General features: G+C 27.6%; 19 protein-coding genes and 2 tRNA genes. 8 read left to right on the top strand and 13 right to left on the bottom strand.

Annotated elements, in window-relative coordinates; genetic code table 11:
- Together dnaA and dnaN are read left to right on the top strand one after the other, a co-directional pair.
- Positions 1-1,413, top strand: coding sequence for a chromosomal replication initiator protein DnaA (gene dnaA, locus AC5SLL_RS00005; protein ID WP_494586585.1), 1,413 nt, complete (start codon positions 1-3; stop codon positions 1,411-1,413).
- The gene (gene dnaN, locus AC5SLL_RS00010) at positions 1,403-2,515 is read left to right on the top strand and encodes a DNA polymerase III subunit beta (protein ID WP_494586586.1); all 1,113 of its coding nucleotides are present in this window, start codon (positions 1,403-1,405) and stop codon (positions 2,513-2,515) included. The genes dnaA and dnaN overlap by 11 nt, the downstream gene beginning before the upstream one ends.
- Here the strand turns inward: dnaN and AC5SLL_RS00015 are convergent.
- From AC5SLL_RS00015 to argH, 3 genes are all read right to left on the bottom strand, one after another.
- Entirely contained in the window at positions 2,512-3,213 is a 702-nt protein-coding gene (locus tag AC5SLL_RS00015; RefSeq protein WP_494586587.1) for a lysophospholipid acyltransferase family protein, read from the bottom strand. The genes dnaN and AC5SLL_RS00015 overlap by 4 nt on opposite strands.
- A gap of 12 nt (positions 3,214-3,225) precedes the next feature.
- Complete coding sequence (lysA, locus tag AC5SLL_RS00020; protein ID WP_494586588.1) at positions 3,226-4,440, bottom strand: diaminopimelate decarboxylase; 1,215 nt, start codon at positions 4,438-4,440, stop codon at positions 3,226-3,228.
- Positions 4,441-4,557: 117 nt separating this feature from the next.
- Positions 4,558-5,946 (bottom strand): argininosuccinate lyase, encoded by a 1,389-nt coding sequence (gene argH / locus AC5SLL_RS00025; RefSeq protein ID WP_494586589.1) that lies wholly within the window; start codon positions 5,944-5,946, stop codon positions 4,558-4,560.
- A 24-nt stretch (positions 5,947-5,970) separates the two neighbouring features.
- On the opposite strand from argH, the gene AC5SLL_RS00030 reads away from it, so the two are divergent.
- Positions 5,971-6,486 carry a TlpA family protein disulfide reductase gene (locus AC5SLL_RS00030; RefSeq protein ID WP_494586590.1) on the top strand — a complete coding sequence of 172 codons (516 nt, stop codon included), beginning with the start codon at positions 5,971-5,973 and terminating at the stop codon, positions 6,484-6,486.
- On the opposite strand, the gene AC5SLL_RS00035 is transcribed toward AC5SLL_RS00030, so the two are convergent.
- Entirely contained in the window at positions 6,483-6,686 is a 204-nt protein-coding gene (locus AC5SLL_RS00035) for a twin transmembrane helix small protein (RefSeq protein WP_271517065.1), read from the bottom strand. The genes AC5SLL_RS00030 and AC5SLL_RS00035 overlap by 4 nt on opposite strands.
- 49 nt (positions 6,687-6,735) lie before the next feature.
- Between AC5SLL_RS00035 and AC5SLL_RS00040 the strand changes: the two genes are divergently transcribed.
- Together AC5SLL_RS00040 and AC5SLL_RS00045 are read left to right on the top strand one after the other, a co-directional pair.
- Positions 6,736-7,392: an alpha/beta hydrolase gene (locus tag AC5SLL_RS00040; RefSeq protein ID WP_494586591.1), complete on the top strand. Its 657-nt coding sequence runs from the start codon at positions 6,736-6,738 to the stop codon at positions 7,390-7,392.
- Between the two features lie 47 nt (positions 7,393-7,439).
- Positions 7,440-8,006, top strand: coding sequence for an HNH endonuclease (locus AC5SLL_RS00045; protein WP_494573188.1), 567 nt, complete (start codon positions 7,440-7,442; stop codon positions 8,004-8,006).
- Here the strand turns inward: AC5SLL_RS00045 and AC5SLL_RS00050 are convergent, their stop codons facing one another.
- From AC5SLL_RS00050 to AC5SLL_RS00060, 3 genes are read right to left on the bottom strand one after another with little or no spacing between them, the layout of a single operon-like run.
- Positions 8,007-8,540 carry a demethoxyubiquinone hydroxylase family protein gene (locus AC5SLL_RS00050; protein WP_494579905.1) on the bottom strand — a complete coding sequence of 178 codons (534 nt, stop codon included), beginning with the start codon at positions 8,538-8,540 and terminating at the stop codon, positions 8,007-8,009.
- Complete coding sequence (locus AC5SLL_RS00055; RefSeq protein WP_494586592.1) at positions 8,524-9,009, bottom strand: disulfide bond formation protein B; 486 nt, start codon at positions 9,007-9,009, stop codon at positions 8,524-8,526. The genes AC5SLL_RS00050 and AC5SLL_RS00055 overlap by 17 nt, the downstream gene beginning before the upstream one ends.
- Positions 9,010-9,606 carry a YqaA family protein gene (locus AC5SLL_RS00060; protein ID WP_494586593.1) on the bottom strand — a complete coding sequence of 199 codons (597 nt, stop codon included), beginning with the start codon at positions 9,604-9,606 and terminating at the stop codon, positions 9,010-9,012.
- 67 nt (positions 9,607-9,673) lie between these two features.
- Between AC5SLL_RS00060 and AC5SLL_RS00065 the strand changes: the two genes are divergently transcribed.
- Together AC5SLL_RS00065 and AC5SLL_RS00070 are read left to right on the top strand one after the other, a co-directional pair.
- A tRNA-Leu gene (locus AC5SLL_RS00065) sits at positions 9,674-9,758 on the top strand.
- A 7-nt stretch (positions 9,759-9,765) separates the two neighbouring features.
- Positions 9,766-11,469, top strand: a complete 1,704-nt coding sequence (locus tag AC5SLL_RS00070; RefSeq protein ID WP_494586594.1) for an AMP-dependent synthetase/ligase — start codon at positions 9,766-9,768, stop codon at positions 11,467-11,469.
- A 355-nt stretch (positions 11,470-11,824) separates the two neighbouring features.
- Here AC5SLL_RS00070 and AC5SLL_RS00075 read toward each other — a convergent pair whose 3' ends face one another.
- The 6 genes from AC5SLL_RS00075 to AC5SLL_RS00100 form a co-directional block, all read right to left on the bottom strand.
- The gene (locus tag AC5SLL_RS00075) at positions 11,825-12,733 is read right to left on the bottom strand and encodes a CarD family transcriptional regulator (RefSeq protein WP_494586595.1); all 909 of its coding nucleotides are present in this window, start codon (positions 12,731-12,733) and stop codon (positions 11,825-11,827) included.
- Positions 12,675-13,001, bottom strand: a complete 327-nt coding sequence (gene fdxA / locus AC5SLL_RS00080) for a ferredoxin FdxA (RefSeq protein ID WP_494579913.1) — start codon at positions 12,999-13,001, stop codon at positions 12,675-12,677. The genes AC5SLL_RS00075 and fdxA overlap by 59 nt, the downstream gene beginning before the upstream one ends.
- Positions 12,998-13,426 (bottom strand): tellurite resistance TerB family protein, encoded by a 429-nt coding sequence (locus tag AC5SLL_RS00085; protein ID WP_494586596.1) that lies wholly within the window; start codon positions 13,424-13,426, stop codon positions 12,998-13,000. Before AC5SLL_RS00085 ends, fdxA begins: the two co-directional genes overlap by 4 nt.
- The gene (locus tag AC5SLL_RS00090; protein ID WP_494586597.1) at positions 13,426-15,906 is read right to left on the bottom strand and encodes a helicase-related protein; all 2,481 of its coding nucleotides are present in this window, start codon (positions 15,904-15,906) and stop codon (positions 13,426-13,428) included. The genes AC5SLL_RS00085 and AC5SLL_RS00090 overlap by 1 nt, the downstream gene beginning before the upstream one ends.
- Before the next feature lie 134 nt (positions 15,907-16,040).
- Positions 16,041-16,466 (bottom strand): PaaI family thioesterase, encoded by a 426-nt coding sequence (locus AC5SLL_RS00095; RefSeq protein WP_494573197.1) that lies wholly within the window; start codon positions 16,464-16,466, stop codon positions 16,041-16,043.
- Positions 16,467-16,587: 121 nt separating this feature from the next.
- Positions 16,588-16,664 (bottom strand) — tRNA-Arg (locus tag AC5SLL_RS00100).
- Positions 16,665-16,738: 74 nt separating this feature from the next.
- Here AC5SLL_RS00100 and AC5SLL_RS00105 point away from each other — a divergent pair.
- Positions 16,739-17,926 (top strand): acetyl-CoA C-acetyltransferase, encoded by a 1,188-nt coding sequence (locus AC5SLL_RS00105; protein ID WP_494586598.1) that lies wholly within the window; start codon positions 16,739-16,741, stop codon positions 17,924-17,926.
- Positions 17,927-17,992: the final 66 nt, after the last annotated feature.

Consider the following 17,992-nt stretch of genomic DNA (forward strand, 5'->3'; position numbering starts at 1 on the left):
ATGACAAGCAACAAATCAACACAAAGTACAAAAGATGTATCTTCTGAAGCTTTAGACTGGGTTGTAATTCAAAAGGATATGAAAAATAAACTAGGTAGCGATATATATGAAAGCTGGCTTAGAAAGATAGACTTTGTTGAAGAGATGAATAGCTATGTCTTACTTTCGGTTTCTACCAGATTTATCCGAGACTGGATTACCTCAAGATATTTAGATCAAATTTTGCAAATAATAAAAACTTATAAGAAAGATTTAACAAGAATAGAGTTTAAGATTATTGAAAAAAATTCTGAAAATGAAATAGAAAATAATATTACTAAAAATCAAAATAATGAAAACATATCCTTCATTAAAGATACATACTTGCAATACAACAGAATAGACCCAAATAAAAGATTTGATAGTTTTATTACAGGAACAAGCAATAAACTTGCTTATGAGGCATCTATGAAAGTTTCAGAAAATATTTCTCACTATAATCCACTTTATATTTATGGAGGAGTTGGAATGGGAAAAACACATTTATTAAATTCAATTGGTCTTTCATTAAAAGAAAAAAACAAAGTCATGTTTATTTCTGCTGAGAGATTTATGTATCAGTTTGTAAAATCAATTAAATCTAATGATATGGTAAAGTTTAAAGAGTACTTTAGAAATACTGACATATTATTGATAGATGATATTCAATTCATGAATGGTAAAGAAGCAATGCAAGAGGAGTTTTTTCATACATTTAATGCACTATTAGATAAAGGCTCACAAGTAATAATCTCTGCCGACAGAGCTCCAAACAAATTATCAAGAATCCAAGATAGAATTAAATCAAGATTTGCTGGAGGTCTTGTTGTTGATATACAAAAACCAGATTATGAACTTAGAAGTAAAATTGTTAAGCAAAAAACAGAAGAATTAAACATTTTTTATTCAAATCAAGTAAATATTTCAGAAGAAATACAAAAATTTATAAGCACAGAAATAACTACCAGTATTAGAGAGTTAGTAGGAGCAATTAATAGAGTTGTTTCCTTTTCAAGAATTTACAACAAAGTTCCAAATTTATCAGAAGTTAAAGTAGTTTTAAAAGATCTATTAAATATTGGTGAAAATAAAGTAACAATAGATTTAATACAATCAACTGTATGTAAGTTCTTCAAAATTAGTAAAAATGAGATGTTGTCCTCAAGAAGATCAAGATATTTAGTCAGGCCGAGACAAACAGCGATCTATTTAACTAAAATATTAACCTCAAAATCCTTACCAGAAATAGGTAGAGAGTTTTCAAATAGAGATCATACAACAATTATTCATTCTGTTAAAACCATTGAAAAATTAAAAGAAAAAGATCCAGAAATGACTAACAATATTAATAACTTAAAAAATCAGATATTGTATAATAAAGAAAATGAAATTTAACGTTAATCAACAAGATCTGCAACAAGCCCTTAATTATTGTCAGGGTGTGATAGAAAAAAGAAGTACACTTCCAATTTTATCTAATGTTTTGTTAAATGCCAGTAACTCAAACTTAACTATTACAGCAACAGATTTAGATTTAATTTTTATTCATCAAATTAATAATGTTGAAGTGTTAGAAGAGGGAAATACGACCACCACTTCATCTATTATGTATGATATTATAAGAAAATTTTCCTCTGGAAAAAAAATCAATTTATCTTTAACCGATGTTAGTAAGCTTCAAGTAGAGTCTGAAAAATCAATTTTTAATTTAAATTGTATTAGTGCATCCGAGTTTCCTTTGACTGATGAAAACTTCAATCAAAATGAGTTTATAATAAAATCAAAACAGTTATTAAAACTATTAAATAAATGTAAATTTTCAGTCTCTAATGATGAAACAAGACATTATTTAAGTGGAATTTTTTTTCATCAAACCCAAATAGAAGATAAAAACTTTCTAACAGCAGCTGCCACTGATAGTCACAGAATGTCTATATCTAAAATAAAATTAGATCAAAAGATTGATTTTGAGCCAATAATTCTTCCAAAGAAAACAATCTTTCAATTATGCTCATTGTTAGAGAGCTATGATGGGGATGTTAAGATTTCAAATGTTAAATCTAAAATTAAGTTTGAATTAAATAATAGTATTTTGATTTCCAAGTTAATAGATGGAAAATTTCCAAATTATATTCAAGTAATACCAAAAAATAATCAGAAAAAATTGGATATAAATTTAAAACTTTTTCTAGATTCAGTCGATAGAGTAGCATCGGTGTCATTAGATAAAAAAGATGGTGTGAAATTTAATTTATCAAAAGATGTTTTAAATTTATCTGTAAACAATACAAATAGCGGAGATGGAAAAGAAAGCTTAACTGTAAAATTCGATCATGATTTAGAGATAAGCTTTAACTCAAGATATTTAATTGACGTTGCTTCACAGCTTGATGGAGATAAAATAGAGATTTTCTTTAATGACACTGGCTCACCAGCATTAATTAAAGATCCGGGTGACTTTGACAGTATATTTGTAATAATGCCTATGAAAGGCTAATTAATAGCATCGAGCTCGCTATAAATTACATTTTCAAGCTTGTGTAAAAAGACATTTTTTTCTAATCCAGGTTCAATTGGTTCTAAAATTGAAATAGTTATAATTTTATCAATTTTTTTAGGTCCTTTTTTTGGCCAAGTATTTCCAGAATTAATAGCTATAGGTTGGCAAGATATTTTGAGTTCCTCATAAATTCTGCCTGAACCTTTTTTAAAAGGTGTGCGTTCCTCTGGAGACAATCGTGTACCTTGTGGAAAAATTATTAATGGTCTATCAGATGCATTTATTTGTTTTGATATATCATTAAAGAAGCCAAGATTATCTTTAGTTACTTTATTTCTTTTTATTGATATTGAACCAATTTTTTTTAAATACCAGCCAAATATGGGCATCATTAATAATTCCTTCTTAAGAATAAAAACTGGAGATTTAAAAATTGTTTGTAAATAAAAAGTTTCAAACATTGACTGATGAGAGGCAGCTATAAAAAACTTTCTATTATTGATAATATTTTCTTCTCCTTTAATTATAATTTTTGTTGATAAAAAAGTTTTTAAGCAAAAAGAAGTCCAGTATCCCATGATCTTACCACCAAATAAAACAATTTTTTTGGGAAGAAAAAGTGATGGTAGAAATAATAAAGAAATAAAAATAATTCCAATATAAAAAAATAGAGAGAATAAAAAATTTCTTATCATTTTAATCAAAAACTAGATTAATTGATCAAGTTTTTGTCTTTTTTTAATAACATTAATTTTAGTTCCTTTGATCAGTATTTCTGCAGCTTTTGGTCTGAGGTTATAGTTTGAACTTAAAGACATTCCATACGCTCCAGTATCACACATTACAACAAGGTCTTTCTCTTTTAATTTTTGAAACTTTTTTAAAGTTGTAAATTTATCTGTACTTTCACAAATTGGACCAACAAATTCATAAGTTTTCTTTGAAAGCCTGTTGTGTTTTGTTGCAGGTAAAGTTTTATGGTTTGCACCATACAAAGCTGGTCTCATTAGATCATTCATTGCAGCATCAAGTATTATAAAATCTTTTTTTTCATTTTGTTTTATATAAACAACTTGAGAAATTAGTGATCCTATATCACCAACTATAGATCTACCTGGTTCAAATATAATCTTAGATTTATGTTTTTTTAAAAATTTATTTATAGCCACATTGTATTTTTTATAGTTTAGTTTTTTACTATTTTTTTCGTAAGATATTCCCATTCCCCCACCAAGATCAATAAACTCAAAATTATGATTACTTTTTTTAATAATTTTATCTATAACATTAAGCATTTTTTCATATGGCTGATGATCTAAAATCTGACTACCAATATGAACACTTAGACATTTCAATTTTATATTTTTTGATAGTTTTGTGTAATTAATTAGTTCAAAAAATATTTTTTCATCTACTCCAAATTTATTTTCTTTTTTACCTGTGGAAATTTGTTTTAAAGTTTTGGCATCTGTATTAGGATTTAGTCTAATTCCTATATCAATTACTTTCTTTTTGTTTTTTGCAATTCTTTCTATTTCAATAATTTCACTTTTTGACTCTGCATTTATTAATAAAATTTTTTTATCAATAGCATAGCTTATTTCCTTAGCCGTTTTACCAACTCCTGAAAAAACAATTTTTTTTGGATTTACACCAGCTTTAAGGGCCATCATCAATTCTCCCATTGAAACAACATCTGCGCCCAGGCCTAATTTTCTAATTTCTTTAATTAAATTTACATTAGTATTTGATTTAATTGCAAAACAGACCAGCGGAGAAAATGATTTAAAATTATTTTTAAAATTATTTATATTATCTTTTAGTCTTTTATAAGAATAGCAGTATGTAGGTGTCCCAAATTTTTTGGCAATATCCTCAACTTTAATTTTTTCTATAGAAAGTTTTTTATTAATATATTTCATTAATTAATAGACTTAGGAAAAACCATTTCGTTCCCAACATATTTAGGGTCTCCTTTTTTTCCACAGGCAAATAACAAAGAAGAAAATATACAGATTAAGATTAATTTTTTCATCATTTTATAACTTCTTATATTTCATTATCATTTTTTTAATATTATCAAAAGATGTTCCACCATAGGATTTTTTTGAATTTACAGAGTATTTTACATTAAATACCTTTAAGACTTCAGTTGTAAGCTTTGGTTCTATTTTCTTTAATTCTTCAATGCTCAATTCATTTAATTTTTTATTTTTTTTCTCTGCAAAATTAACAATCGATGCAGTTGTTTGATAAGCTTTTCTAAATGGCATTGAATGATTTTTAACAAGATAGTCCGCTAAATCAGTAGCTGTGATGTAGCCTGAATTTGCAAGGTCTAGCATTTTTTGCTTGTTAGGTTTTAAATTTTTCAAAACTTCATTTAAAATTACTATGCAATTATTTAATATCTCATTAGATTTGAATAATATTTCCTTATCATCCTGAAGATCTTTAAAATAGGATATTGGAAGCCCTTTTAATATTGTTAACATCGAAAATAAGTTTCCATAAGTTGATCCTGTTTTTCCTCTTAAATATTCTAATAGATCAGGATTCTTCTTTTGTGGCATTATTGAAGAACCAGTAACAACTTTGTCCGATAGAACAATTAAATTGAAAGCATCAGAGTTCCAAATAATAAGCTCTTCAGCAATTCTTGAGATGTGCATTGAACAAACAGAAGAACTATACAAAAAATCTAATACAAAATCTCTATCTGCTACTGTATCAATAGAGTTATTAGTTGGTTTTTTAAATCCTAATTTTTTTGACGTAAAATTTCTATCAATATTAAAAGAGGTTCCTGTTAATGCTGCTACACCTAATGGACATTCTGATAAACTTTCCAGGTTATGTAAAAATCTTTTTTTATCTCTACTAAACATCTCTACATAAGCCATTAAATAATGAGCAAATGAAACTGCTTGAGCGTTTTTCAAATGAGTAAATCCTGGCATTATAGTTTCAATATTTTTTTCAGAAATTTTGAGAATTGTTTTTATAAGACTATCTAAATTTTTATTAATTTCTTTAGTAGCAGATGTTGTCCACATTTTAAAATCAGTAATTACCTGATCATTTCTTGATCTAGCAGTATGAACATAGCCAGCTTCTTCTCCTATAATTTGAAATAATCTTTTTTCAATATTCATGTGAATATCTTCATACTTTTTGTTAAATTCAAATCTATTTTTTAAAATTTCTTTTTCAATTTTGTTTAGTCCATAAATTATTTTATTTTTAATTTTAAAACTAATAATTTTTTGTCTAAAAAGCATCTCAACGTGTGCAATAGAACCTAAAATATCCTCCCTAAAAAGTTTTTTATCAACATCGATTGAGTTACCAACTTTTTGAAATAAGGTGGAAGCATCTTTTTTTATTCTTGTTCCCCATATTGCGGTATTGTTTTTATTTTTTAGCATGATAATTAATTATACATATTTAGTATGAAATTATTAATAATATTTATTTATTTAGTGGCTAGCACCTTTGGCCATGCAGAAGAAAAGCTAGATATAAAAAATTTGGTTTTAACTAAAAAACCTAAAACGTATGAAAATGTAATTTTTAACGATGCAAATCAGAATAGTGTTAATTTGAGTGATTTTAAGGGAAAATTACTAATACTAAATTTTTGGGCTACCTGGTGCGCTCCTTGTCGAGAGGAAATGCCATCACTCGATAATCTTCAGGTAAATTTAGAGCTTAATAATCTAAAGATTTTTCCAATTAATATCGGCCGAGAGGATATTTCAAAATCTGAGTCTTTTTTTAAAGAGTTAAATATTAAAAATTTAGATATTTATTTTGACTCGCCAATTACTTTGGCAAAAAAATTTTCCTTAAGAGGAGTTCCAACAACAATTTTTTTTAATAAAAAAGGTGAAGAATTTGCTCGTTTAATAGGATCAATCGATTTTAATGATGAAAAATTTATTAAATGGTTAAAAAATTATAATTAATTTTTAAAGAAGTAGGCAAAACAAACTAATGCTACTATAGCTAAAAATTGCAACAATACTCTAAGTTGCATTAGCTTATTGGAATATTTTTTACTTGTTTCACCACCTTTAAATAGAGTGCCAATTCCTAGAATCAAAACAACAGCCACCACTATCAAGAGAACTATACCAAGTATTTTAACTAATGTTCCTGAAATCATAATTATATTGTAGAGTGTTTTTTTTATATTAAAACATAATAAAATATCTATGACATTTTGCCTATCAACAACAATTGTAAACCCTGAAAAAGATATTCCAATTAAATATGCGGTTATTTTGCTTCATGGATATGGTGGTGATGGAAAAGACATAAGCATGCTAACACTAAACTGGAAGAGATTTTTACCCAATGCTATTTTTTTATGTCCAAACGGACATGAAAAATGTGAAATTAATCCAGGTGGCTACCAATGGTTTGATTTAACAAAAGATGATCCAGAATATATTTTAGAACAATCCAAAAAAGCAGAAACTAAACTGCATGAATTTATTGAAGAAATTAAAGAAAAATACAATTTAGAAAATTCACAAATTTGTTTATCTGGTTTTAGCCAAGGCTGCATGATGTCCATAAATTTAGGTTTAACAAGTAGTGAGAATTATAATTGTGTAGTTGGATTTTCAGGTAAAATAATTAATCAAGATGATTTAAAAAAAAGAAAAAAATCTTTAACAAAAATGTTTTTAATACATGGAGACAAAGATGCTGTTGTATCCCCTACTCATTTATTAGAGGCAAAAGATTTCTTAATTAGAAATAATGTAGAGGTAGAAACAAAAATGATTGAGAATTGCGAACATCATATTCCAATTGAAGCCTCAAGTGCTGCATTAAACTATATAAAAAATAGTTTTAATATTTAAAATTCTATTCATTGATAAAGTAATAATTTTCAGTTAAAGTTTTATTAATGATTTTTGGTGATCAAAATTTATCCTTAGAAAAGTGTCCAGCTTTAGTTTTAAATGCTGATTATAGACCTCTAAGTTATTATCCGTTGTCACTATGGAGTTGGCAAGATTCTATTAAGTCAGTTTTTTTAGATAGAGTTTCTATCGTTAGCAATTATGATAAAATAGTTAGAAGTCCATCTTTTAACATGCGATTGCCAAGTGTAATTGCTTTAAAGAGTTTTATAAAACCTCAGGCAAATCCAAGCTTTACGAGATTTAATGTATTCTTGAGAGATAGATTCTCTTGTCAATATTGTGGAAGTGCTGAAGAGCTAACTTTTGATCATTTACTTCCAAGGTCTAAAGGAGGTCAGACTAATTGGGACAATGTTGTAACTGCATGCTCGTCATGTAATGTAAAAAAAGGTGGTAGGTTGTTAAAAAATTCTGACATGACTCTTAATCAAGCACCATATCAGCCAACAACTGAAGATTTGCATAAAAATGGTAAACATTTTCCTCCAAACTTTCTTCATAAAAGTTGGATGGATTATTTATACTGGGATGTTGAGCTTGAAGCTTAATTATACTTTTTCAGATATAGAAATTGCAATCTTTGAGCCTGTTTTTATTATTTTATCTAAAATAGAATAAGCGCCTTGTTTTGTAGCACCTTCCTCGTATGCAATATCTTTATGATGTAATTCATCTTCTCTAAATTTGATTATTTTTTTCTTAAGTTCCTTTTCATCACTCTCTAGTTCATAAATTTGACTCGAGTAATGTTCATCAATAACTTCTTCAACAGATGCTGTACATAACATAGCTGCTTTTTTTCCTAAAATAGCCGTGCCAAAGCCAAGTCCAACACCAAGAATATCCCATAAAGGTAGAAACTTAGTAGGCTGAATATTTCTTTTTCTTATTTCATTTTCAAAATAATCACAGTGTTCTTTTTCATGGACTTTCATTTGTTCAATTTTTTTTTTTAAATCATCGTCTTTTATAAATGTATTAAGTGCTAGCAATTGACCTTCATAAATTTTTATTGCACCTCGCTCACCAGCATGATCTACTCTAATAAATTCTTTAACTCTATTTTTATTTGTTTTTTTCATAATTTAAAAAAAGTTTTATAACTATAACACTAATTATTAACGAGATAAAAATATTAAAAGTCGCAAGAGATAAGCCAAAAATTTTAAAAGTTACATCTTTACAGCTTATTGTTTTTTGCTTTAATTCATTTAGGATAGTCTCTTTTGTTAAATTTGTATTTGTTGAGCTTAAATCACAAACTAAAGACTCTTTAATAAATCCCTGTTCTATTCCAAAATGATAGAGGGATATGATAAATGCACTCATAAATATTATTATCAAAACTATCAAAAGTATTTTTTCAATTTTTTTAAAAATTAAGATAGCAGAAATAATTATTATAGAAGAGATATATGGAATTCGTTCAATTAAACAAAGGTTACATGGTTGATGTCCCAGCACATATTGAATAAAATAAGCAGATAAAATTGCAATAATACTAAATATTAATACTAGTTTAAGAATTGTTTCTCGTTTTATATTATTCATTTATTTAATAAAAAAATATATTACAGCAAAAATTATTATAATTAGAATACCTAAAAACATAAACCATTTAGCCGCATCAGTTTTCATAAAATTACTAAAAGCATCACCTAATTTATAAGAAAAATAAGCAACAATAAAAAATCTTAATCCTCTAGAAATTAAACAAATAAAAATAAATATAAATAAGTTAAAACTAATCATGCCACTTGTTATGGTAAAAACTTTAAATGGCAGAGGTGTAAAACCAGCAAGAAATAGGGTGGCAAGCCATATATAAAGACCACTACCCTTTGTTAAGTTTTCTTTCAAATTAAAGAGTTTTTCTTCATAGCCATAGAATTCTAAAACACTCATTGCAATTTCTAAGAAATAAAAACCTATAAAATATCCCAGTATTCCACCAAGTGTGGAAAATATTGTTGCTATCAAAAAAATTTTGAAATAATCGTTTTTTTTTGCAATGACCATTGGCACAATCATAACGTCTGGAGGAATAGGAAAAAAAGAACTTTCAATAAAAGATACAAATGCAAGAAATTTTTTAGAACTCTTATGAGCAGCTAGTTTTAAAGATTTCTGATACAATTCATTAAACATTTTTTCGTTTTAGTATAAATTAAGTTCTTATACTATTTAATTTTATAGTTATAATAATGATAATTAAGGGCGAATGGCGGAACTGGTAGACGCGCACGACTCAAAATCGTGTTTCGCAAGAAGTGAGAGTTCGATTCTCTCTTCGCCCACCATTTTTTTATGAAGATAGACAACATTAAAAACTTATTAGAATTATTTCAACACCAATACCAAAAAAAAAATAAAGAGGATATTTTTTTAAAATCGTTAAAACGACCCCAAAAAGAATATTCTTGGGAAAGTGTTTACTTGAATATTATAAAATTATCTGAAGAAATAAATAAATACATCAATAAGGGCGATAGATGTTTGTTAGTATCAGAAAATAGACCTGAGTGGCTGATATCCGACCTTTCAATTATGCTTTCAGGTGGAATAACTGTACCAGCATACACTACTTATACTGAAAGAGATTATGAATATATTATTAATGATTGTACTCCAAGCATTCTAATTATTTCTGATAAAACTTTATATTCAAAGATTAAAACAATAATTCCTAAAAAAAAATTTATAAAAAAAATTATTTTTTTTGAAAGTATAGATGATTTTGATAGTACATTTCATTTAAACATAGATGAAATTTTTGAAAAAAAAATTAGTAGTAGTAAAGATTTCTTTAATTTAGATATTCAAAGAAAAGATATAGCATGCATAATTTATACTTCTGGAACACAAGGAAACCCAAAAGGTGTAATGTTAAGTCATGGAGGTATTCTTAATAATTGTGAGGGTGCGAATCTATTATTAAAAGAGTTTATTTCTAAAATTCCAAAGTTTTTAACTTGGCTACCGCTTTCACATTCATATGAGCATACAGTTCAATTTGTACAGATAGTGGTTGGTGCACAAGTTTTTTATGCAGAAAGCATAGATAAACTTATAAAAAATATGGGTGATTGTTCCCCAGAAATAATGACAGCTGTTCCAAGATTTTATCAAAATTTATATCAGAAAATTAATTCAACATTTTCAAAATCAACGGGTTTAAAAAAACTGCTAGTAAATCAGACTGTCATATTGGGTAAGAAAAAATTAAATAAAGAAAAATTATTATTAAGTGAAAGTATTGTTAATTTTATTTGTGAGGCTTTAGTAAGAAAAAAAATTAAGAAACAATTTGGGGGAAATTTAAAAGCCTTTATTTCAGGAGGTGGAGCTTTAGACTATGAAGTTGGTTCGTTCTTAAACGCAATTGGTTTACCAACTTTACAAGGTTATGGTTTAACAGAAACATCACCAGTAGTTAGCTGTAATTCTATAAAAGATATTCGAGTTGATACGGTTGGAAAACCATTTATGGGAAATTCAGTAAAATTAGCAAATGATGGAGAAATATTGATCAAGGGTGAAAATGTGATGCTAGGTTATTGGAAAAATGAAGAAGAGACCAATAAAGTTTTAAAAAATGGATGGTTATCTACTGGAGATATTGGAAAATTTGATGGAGAGTTTTTAAAAATAACAGATCGAAAAAAAGATATAATTATTACACCTGGCGGAGATAATATTTCACCAATAAAAATTGAAAATGATTTAAATAAATCTAAATATATCGAACAAAGTTTAGTGTTCGGCGACAACAAACCTTTTTTAGTTGCTTTATTAGTACTAAGCGCAGAATACAATGACATTAGTGTAGATGAAGTTCAAATTGAATTAGAAAAAATAAATATTAATTTATCAAGAATAGAAAAAATAAAAAAATTTTTAATAATAAAAAAGCAATTTACAATTGAAAACAACATGATGACTCCAACATTAAAATTAAAAAGATATAAAATTATAGAAACTTATAAAAATGAAATTGAAAAACTTTTTTAATTTTTTTCAAATGGATTATTAATCGCATAAACTATAACTTTTTTTACTTAAAAAAATTTAAAGAAATAAAAATTTTTTTAGAAAAAATTTAAAATTGTTATTGAATTAAAGAATTGACATCACTTGCATAAAAAAATAAAAATAAGTAATCAACGAATCAATTTGATTCGTTTAACTTAAACAGGGAGCTAAAGATGGCTACAAGAAGAAAAGCTAAAAAAGCTAAAAAGAAAACTAAGAAAAAAGCTAAAAAAGCTAAAAAGGCTAAGAGAAGAAAAAGATAGTATCTTAATCTTTTCAAAAAACGCTTCTCATAACGTTATGTGTGAGGGGCGTTTTTTTTTGCTCTAATTTTTTAATCCTCAGTGTCGGTAATTGGATCAGCCTCAGGCTCATCAGGTTCTACAGCTTTAGTAGGAGCTGCTACAGCAGCCTTGGCTTGTCCTTCAAGATTTCTCTTAAGTGCCTTATCTAGTTTTTTCTGTGTATCCTCTAGTGATACACCCATTACTATTTGAAATTCAGATAAAATTCTTTCGTATGCTTTTTCAAAAAGTTGTCTTTCGCTATAAGATTGATCAACCATCAAATCATCACCTTTATTTAAATCTCTTACAACCTCAGCAAGTTCATAGATTTTACCAGAAGATATTTTTGCTTCATACTCTTGGGCTCTTCTACTCCACATTGATCTTTTGACTTTTGGTTTACTTTTTAAAATGGATACACATTTGTTAACTTGGTTGATGGTTGCAAGCGGTCTAAGGTGAGACTGTTTATTTACTGGCACCATTCCATTAGCTTTATCTTTTTCAAATTTAAGGACGTAAGTTTCAACATCTATTCCACCAATGTTGATTTTTTTAAATTCAGTAATTTGACCAACGCCATGTTTTGGATACACAACATAGTCTTTTACTTTGTATTCTTTTTTTTCAGTTTCTTGTTTTTTTACCTTTATAATTTCAGGTTTAATTTCATTACTTTTTGAAATTCTTAAATTATCAGTCTTAATTTCATTATTTTGAGGCGCAGTTTTTACTGAAATTGTTTTTAAATTTTTTTTTATTTTTACTGTAGTCTTTTTAATAACTTTAGTTTTTTTTGAAGTAACTACTTTTTTAACTTTTTTTATTTTTGGCTTCGAGACTTTTTTTACCACTTTTGCAGCAGTTTTCTTTTTAGTTTTTTTCTTAGTAGATTTTTTAAAGATTTTCGCCAAAATATTTGTCGTACTTGTTTTCTTCATTTTTATATTTTTCATTATCCTCAGGAGGATTTTTTTTAACTGTTATATTCGGCCAGATTTCTGAATACTTTGTATTTACTTCAAGCCATTTTTCGCTACCAGACTCAGTGTCAGCTACTATAGCGTCAACAGGGCATTCTGGCTCGCAAACGCCACAATCTATACACTCCTCTGGTTTAATTACAAGCATATTTTTTCCTTCGTAAAAACAATCGACAGGGCAAACCTCAACACAGTCCATTAATTTACATTTAATACATTTTTCATTTACTAGGTATGTCATTTTTTTAATTCTTGTTTTATTTTTTCTTTTAAATCACCCATTATTTTAGGATTTATATATAACAAACCAGCAAGTCTTCGCATTAAGTTTGCTTCATACATATCTGCATTATTATTTGAATAAATAATTTTCCATAATGATTCAATAATTTTAATTTTATCAGACTCTGGTGAATTTTTTATTTCTCTAGTAAAATCAAGTATTTGATTGGAATTTTCTTCAATAGTAGTTGCTTTTGAAATGATGTCATCTATGCTTGATTTTTCTGCTCCTAGTTCAATTAAAGTTTTTTTAATTATATCTTTTTCAGTCTCTTCATAATTTTCATCAATTTTTGCAGCATGTATAAGTAGAGCTGTAATCTTACATAATGAGTCATTATCTCCTGAAATGGTTTTTTCTTTATTTTTAAAAAAATTAATCATTAATTAAAATTAAAATTTTTTAGAACTTTAAAAGGACTATTTGAAGTTTCTTTCTTTTTAAAAGCTTTTTTAATTTGTCTTTTTGGATTATATCTAAAATATATCTCCTTATCTTTTTCTATTATTTTATAATTCATTTTCTTAATTAAGTTTTTAAAGTTATCCTTGCTGCATCCCAATAAATTTAGCATTTCAGGAACTAGTTTTATATCTTTATCTTTATCATTATTTGAGTTTATTATCTGAACAAATAACCTTTCTAAAATATCGATCCTAACATAATAATTATCAAAATTTTCAAATCCACAAAGAAGCATAAAATTTTTATTCTTAATATCTTTATCTTCTAAAAAATTTAAGCCAAATGTTGGAGGTGTTAGATCAAAGTATTTTTGATTAAAGTTTTTCCACAATAAAGTTCTTAAGGAGACAGCTTCTGGTTTTAGTAATCTAAATAAGAAAACATGATATCTCCCAAATTTAACACCCATATCTCTTAAAATCTTTCTTTCATCCTGGCCAAGTTTTTTTAAATAGTTAGAAACAATCTCTCTTTTTATAACGCCATTATTTTCATATAGCTGATAAGCCAAAGCTTTTATTGATGAATTACTTTCTTTTAGATTTCTTAAATCAATCAGACTTTTTAGTATGTAATTAATTTTTTCTTTAATCCATTTTTCAAGAAAATCAGATAGTTTTTGCTTATCATTATTTTCTAAAATATCATCTACAATTAAAAGTAAATCTGGATTGAGATAATCCTTACCAGTAGTTAATTTTGCAATAGGAAAATCTTTCCAATAAATTTTAAAATCATCTTTTATTTCTATTAATCCAGTTTCTATGATCGATCCAATCCGTTTTTGTAATTCTGGACCTACAGTTTGTCTGGCTGCTTTTTTTAGTGACTTAATATCAGTTTCCAAGGCTCCAACTTTTAAATCCATTTCAAATTTCAAGCCTTTTAAGCTACCAATAAATTGATCATCAATTATTACTTTATTATCTTCCATTATCTCAGTTTTAAATTCTATATCTTGTTTTAATCCTCTTGCTAGCACACTGGCTCTTTTGTCGATAAAAGTTTTGGTAAGCTCCTCATGTAATCTATCAGACAATCTATCTTCTAATAATTTTGTTTTTTCAATCCAATACCCCTGATTTTCAACCCAGTTAATTTTATTAGAAACATATGACCAAGTTCTAACATTTGCAATTCTATTTGATAAAGAATCTACATTTCCTTCTAATTTATCTAATTTCATCAGTTGTAGACGCATAAAATCATTAGTAATTCTGCCTTCTTTACTATTTAAAAAACCAAAAACTTTACTCACAACCTCTATATGATTGCCATACGTCTTTTTTACAAAGTCAGGTATTTGACAGCATTCCCACAGCAATTCTAGGGTCTCTTTATTGTTTTCAATATTAAATCTTTTTAAATCTTTTAAAAAATATCTTAAAACCTTTTCATCTCCACACTCATGTATTTTTCTTAACCAATGTGTATTTGGTTTTTCTTCTAGTGATTTAATTAAACTTAAAGCATTATTAAAATTTAAATTTGAATTTCTCCAAAACAACATTCTAATCTCTTCAAATTTATGACCTTCAAGTAATTCAACTTCTTCTGCAGCAATTTCTTTGCAATCTCCAGTAATACCAAAATTTCCATCATTTAAATATCTGCCTGCTCTTCCAGCTATTTGACCAATCTCAGACATATTGAGGCGTCTTTGTTTTTTTCCATCAAATTTTTTTAAATTTGAGAAATAGACATTCTCTAAATCCATATTAATACCCATTCCTATCGCATCAGTAGCAACTAAAAAATCAACATCACCTGATTGATAAAGTTCTACTTGTGCGTTTCTAGTTTTTGGACTTAAAGAACCCATAACTATTGCTGCTCCACCTTTTTGTCTCCTTACAAGTTCTGCGATTGCATAAACTTCTTCAGTAGAAAAAGCTATTATAGCTGTTTTTCTATTTATTCTTGAAATCTTTTTATGGCCCACATATGAAAGTTTAGAAAGTCTTTCTCTATTAATGAATTCGGTATCTTCATCTAATTTGTTTATGATATCTTTAATAGTGCTAGACCCCATAAACATAGTTAGCTTTTCTCCACGAAGGTTTAATAGTCTGTCAGTAAAAATATGACCTCTTTCATGATCTGCACACATTTGTATTTCGTCAATTCCAACGAAATCTAAATGTTTGTTAACTGGCATTGACTCTACCGTACAAAGAAAATATTTTGCATTTGCTGGAATAATTTTTTCTTCACCAGTAATTAGTGCAACTTTATCTAGGCTAATTTTTTTTATTATCTTGTCATATACCTCTCGTGCAAGCAGTCTTAATGGAAAACCAATCATTCCCGAATCAAATGATAGCATTGTTTCAATCGCTAAATAGGTTTTGCCAGTGTTAGTTGGACCGAGAACAGCAGTAATTTTATTTTTACTCATTTCTATTTATGGTATCTTTAATTTATACCCCACCATATGTTGTTAGTGATAAAGAACAAAAATAGGTTAAAACATGACCGAATCGTTAGGGAAAAAGTTCTCATTTTTTTGTTTAATATTAGATTTGTTAAAACTTAACCACCAGGACCTAAATTAGATGGTTTTATTTTTAGAATTTTCCACAAACCTGATGCCGAAGTTATAATTTTATCGTTACACTTTAGCTCACAAAATAAAAATACTAGTGTATTTGTTTTTTTTAATATTTTTGTAAAACCAATTATTTCATCACCTACTTTTGAAGAACCAATAAATTTTAAATCTAAAGAAATAGTTACACACGGTGCATTTCCAGCAGCCCTGTGTGCTGCTGTGCCTGCTCCTGCATCGATTAAAGCTGAAAGAAAACCTCCATGGGTAATTCCAGCAGCATTTAAATGATTTTTATTAATTGTAGTTTTAAATTCATATTCAGTATCAGAAATAGTTCGGAATAAAACACCACCGTTGTGCTGCATAAAGCCAGGTTTAATACTTATCTGTTCAAATTTGTTGCTCATGGTTATTTATAATGTGAAAGTTAAAATTAATAAGATTATAAAAACTATAATAAAAAAATATATTACTGATTTTTGTAGTGATGATTTTAATAACCAATCTAACATTTTATTTTATCCTTTTTGGTGGACCGCCCAGAACTCGAATCTGGAATCTCCCGGTTCGTAGCCGAGCGCCTTATCCAATTTGGCCAGCGGTCCTTATTAAATAATTTACCCAACATATCAAAGTTTTTAATGTAAATTAACTTATAAAATATTATGATGTATTAGCAATGACCAAAAAATCAAACGATGTGGTGATTACAGCTGCATTGAGAACACCAATAGGCTCATATAAGGGATCGCTAAAAGATATTAGTGCTGAAAAATTAGGTGCATCAACTATTAAAGAGGTAATCATTAGATCAGATTTAAAACCTAACGAAATTGATGAGATAATCATGGGTCACGTTCTTACTGCTGGACTTGGACAAAATCCTGCAAGACAGGCATCAATTTATGCTGGAGTTCCAATTTCAAAACCTGCCCATATTATTAATCAAGTATGTGGATCTGGATTAAGAGCAATAGTTTCAGGATATCAATCAATCAAATTAGGAGAAAATAATATTATTATTGCAGGTGGTCAGGAAAACATGTCTAGGGCACCTCACTCTATATTCTTTAGAGAAGATAAAAGATTAGATGAAAAAAAACTATTAGATACAATGCTAAACGATGGATTAATAGACTCATTTAACAATTATCACATGGGAGTTACTGCTGAAAATGTTGCTGAAAAATATAAAATTTCTAGGGATGAACAAGATATTTTTGCTTTAAATTCTCAAGAAAAAACTCAGAAAGCAATAAGTAAAAATAAATTTGATAATGAAATAATCAAATTAGAATTTGATATTGATAATCATAAATTAATTCTGGGTAAAGATGAACATCCAAGGGATAATTTAAATATAGAAGATTTAAAAAAATTAAAAACTGTATTTAAAAATAATGGAACAGTCACAGCAGGAAACTCATCAGGAATAAATGATGGTGCAGCAGCAACTGTATTGATGTCAAGAAAAGAAGCAGAACTACGAGGCATTGAACCATTAGCGAAGATAACATCTTGGGCAACTTGTGGGGTCGATCCAGCATTAATGGGACTGGGTCCAATTCAGGCTATTAATTTGGCATTAAAAAAGGCTGGCTGGAATATTGAAGATATTGATCTATTTGAAGTTAATGAAGCTTTTGCAGCACAATGTATTGCAGTTATAAGGGAACTTAAAATACCAAAAAAAATTGTTAACGTTAATGGTGGTGCAATCGCATTAGGTCATCCAATTGGCGCATCTGGAGCTAGAATAATGGTAACCTTAATTCATGAAATGATTAGAGAGAACAAAAGTAAGGGCTGTGCCTCTCTTTGTATTGGTGGTGGAATGGGCATAGCTATGTGCATTGAAAGAACTTAAAACTTTATTTTTATATAAATTGATAAGATTTATTAATTTTTTAAATAAAGTTGTTACAAAAAAGCC

The sequence above is a fragment of the Candidatus Pelagibacter sp. PS_43 genome (assembly GCF_059417795.1).

What these genes read in the sequence shown, in the direction of transcription:
- AC5SLL_RS00045 (WP_494573188.1), top strand. Translation starts at nt 7,440, where the DNA reads ATGATTTTTGGTGATCAAAATTTATCCTTAGAAAAGTGTCCAGCTTTA.
- argH (WP_494586589.1), bottom strand. Translation starts at nt 5,946, where the DNA reads ATGCTAAAAAATAAAAACAATACCGCAATATGGGGAACAAGAATAAAA.
- AC5SLL_RS00090 (WP_494586597.1), bottom strand. Translation starts at nt 15,906, where the DNA reads ATGAGTAAAAATAAAATTACTGCTGTTCTCGGTCCAACTAACACTGGC.
- AC5SLL_RS00105 (WP_494586598.1), top strand. Translation starts at nt 16,739, where the DNA reads ATGACCAAAAAATCAAACGATGTGGTGATTACAGCTGCATTGAGAACA.
- AC5SLL_RS00030 (WP_494586590.1), top strand. Translation starts at nt 5,971, where the DNA reads ATGAAATTATTAATAATATTTATTTATTTAGTGGCTAGCACCTTTGGC.
- AC5SLL_RS00055 (WP_494586592.1), bottom strand. Translation starts at nt 9,009, where the DNA reads ATGAATAATATAAAACGAGAAACAATTCTTAAACTAGTATTAATATTT.
- lysA (WP_494586588.1), bottom strand. Translation starts at nt 4,440, where the DNA reads ATGAAATATATTAATAAAAAACTTTCTATAGAAAAAATTAAAGTTGAG.
- fdxA (WP_494579913.1), bottom strand. Translation starts at nt 13,001, where the DNA reads ATGACATACCTAGTAAATGAAAAATGTATTAAATGTAAATTAATGGAC.
- dnaN (WP_494586586.1), top strand. Translation starts at nt 1,403, where the DNA reads ATGAAATTTAACGTTAATCAACAAGATCTGCAACAAGCCCTTAATTAT.
- AC5SLL_RS00075 (WP_494586595.1), bottom strand. Translation starts at nt 12,733, where the DNA reads ATGAAAAATATAAAAATGAAGAAAACAAGTACGACAAATATTTTGGCG.
- AC5SLL_RS00015 (WP_494586587.1), bottom strand. Translation starts at nt 3,213, where the DNA reads ATGATAAGAAATTTTTTATTCTCTCTATTTTTTTATATTGGAATTATT.
- AC5SLL_RS00095 (WP_494573197.1), bottom strand. Translation starts at nt 16,466, where the DNA reads ATGAGCAACAAATTTGAACAGATAAGTATTAAACCTGGCTTTATGCAG.
- AC5SLL_RS00060 (WP_494586593.1), bottom strand. Translation starts at nt 9,606, where the DNA reads ATGTTTAATGAATTGTATCAGAAATCTTTAAAACTAGCTGCTCATAAG.
- AC5SLL_RS00070 (WP_494586594.1), top strand. Translation starts at nt 9,766, where the DNA reads ATGAAGATAGACAACATTAAAAACTTATTAGAATTATTTCAACACCAA.
- AC5SLL_RS00050 (WP_494579905.1), bottom strand. Translation starts at nt 8,540, where the DNA reads ATGAAAAAAACAAATAAAAATAGAGTTAAAGAATTTATTAGAGTAGAT.
- dnaA (WP_494586585.1), top strand. Translation starts at nt 1, where the DNA reads ATGACAAGCAACAAATCAACACAAAGTACAAAAGATGTATCTTCTGAA.
- AC5SLL_RS00085 (WP_494586596.1), bottom strand. Translation starts at nt 13,426, where the DNA reads ATGATTAATTTTTTTAAAAATAAAGAAAAAACCATTTCAGGAGATAAT.
- AC5SLL_RS00040 (WP_494586591.1), top strand. Translation starts at nt 6,736, where the DNA reads ATGACATTTTGCCTATCAACAACAATTGTAAACCCTGAAAAAGATATT.
- AC5SLL_RS00035 (WP_271517065.1), bottom strand. Translation starts at nt 6,686, where the DNA reads ATGATTTCAGGAACATTAGTTAAAATACTTGGTATAGTTCTCTTGATA.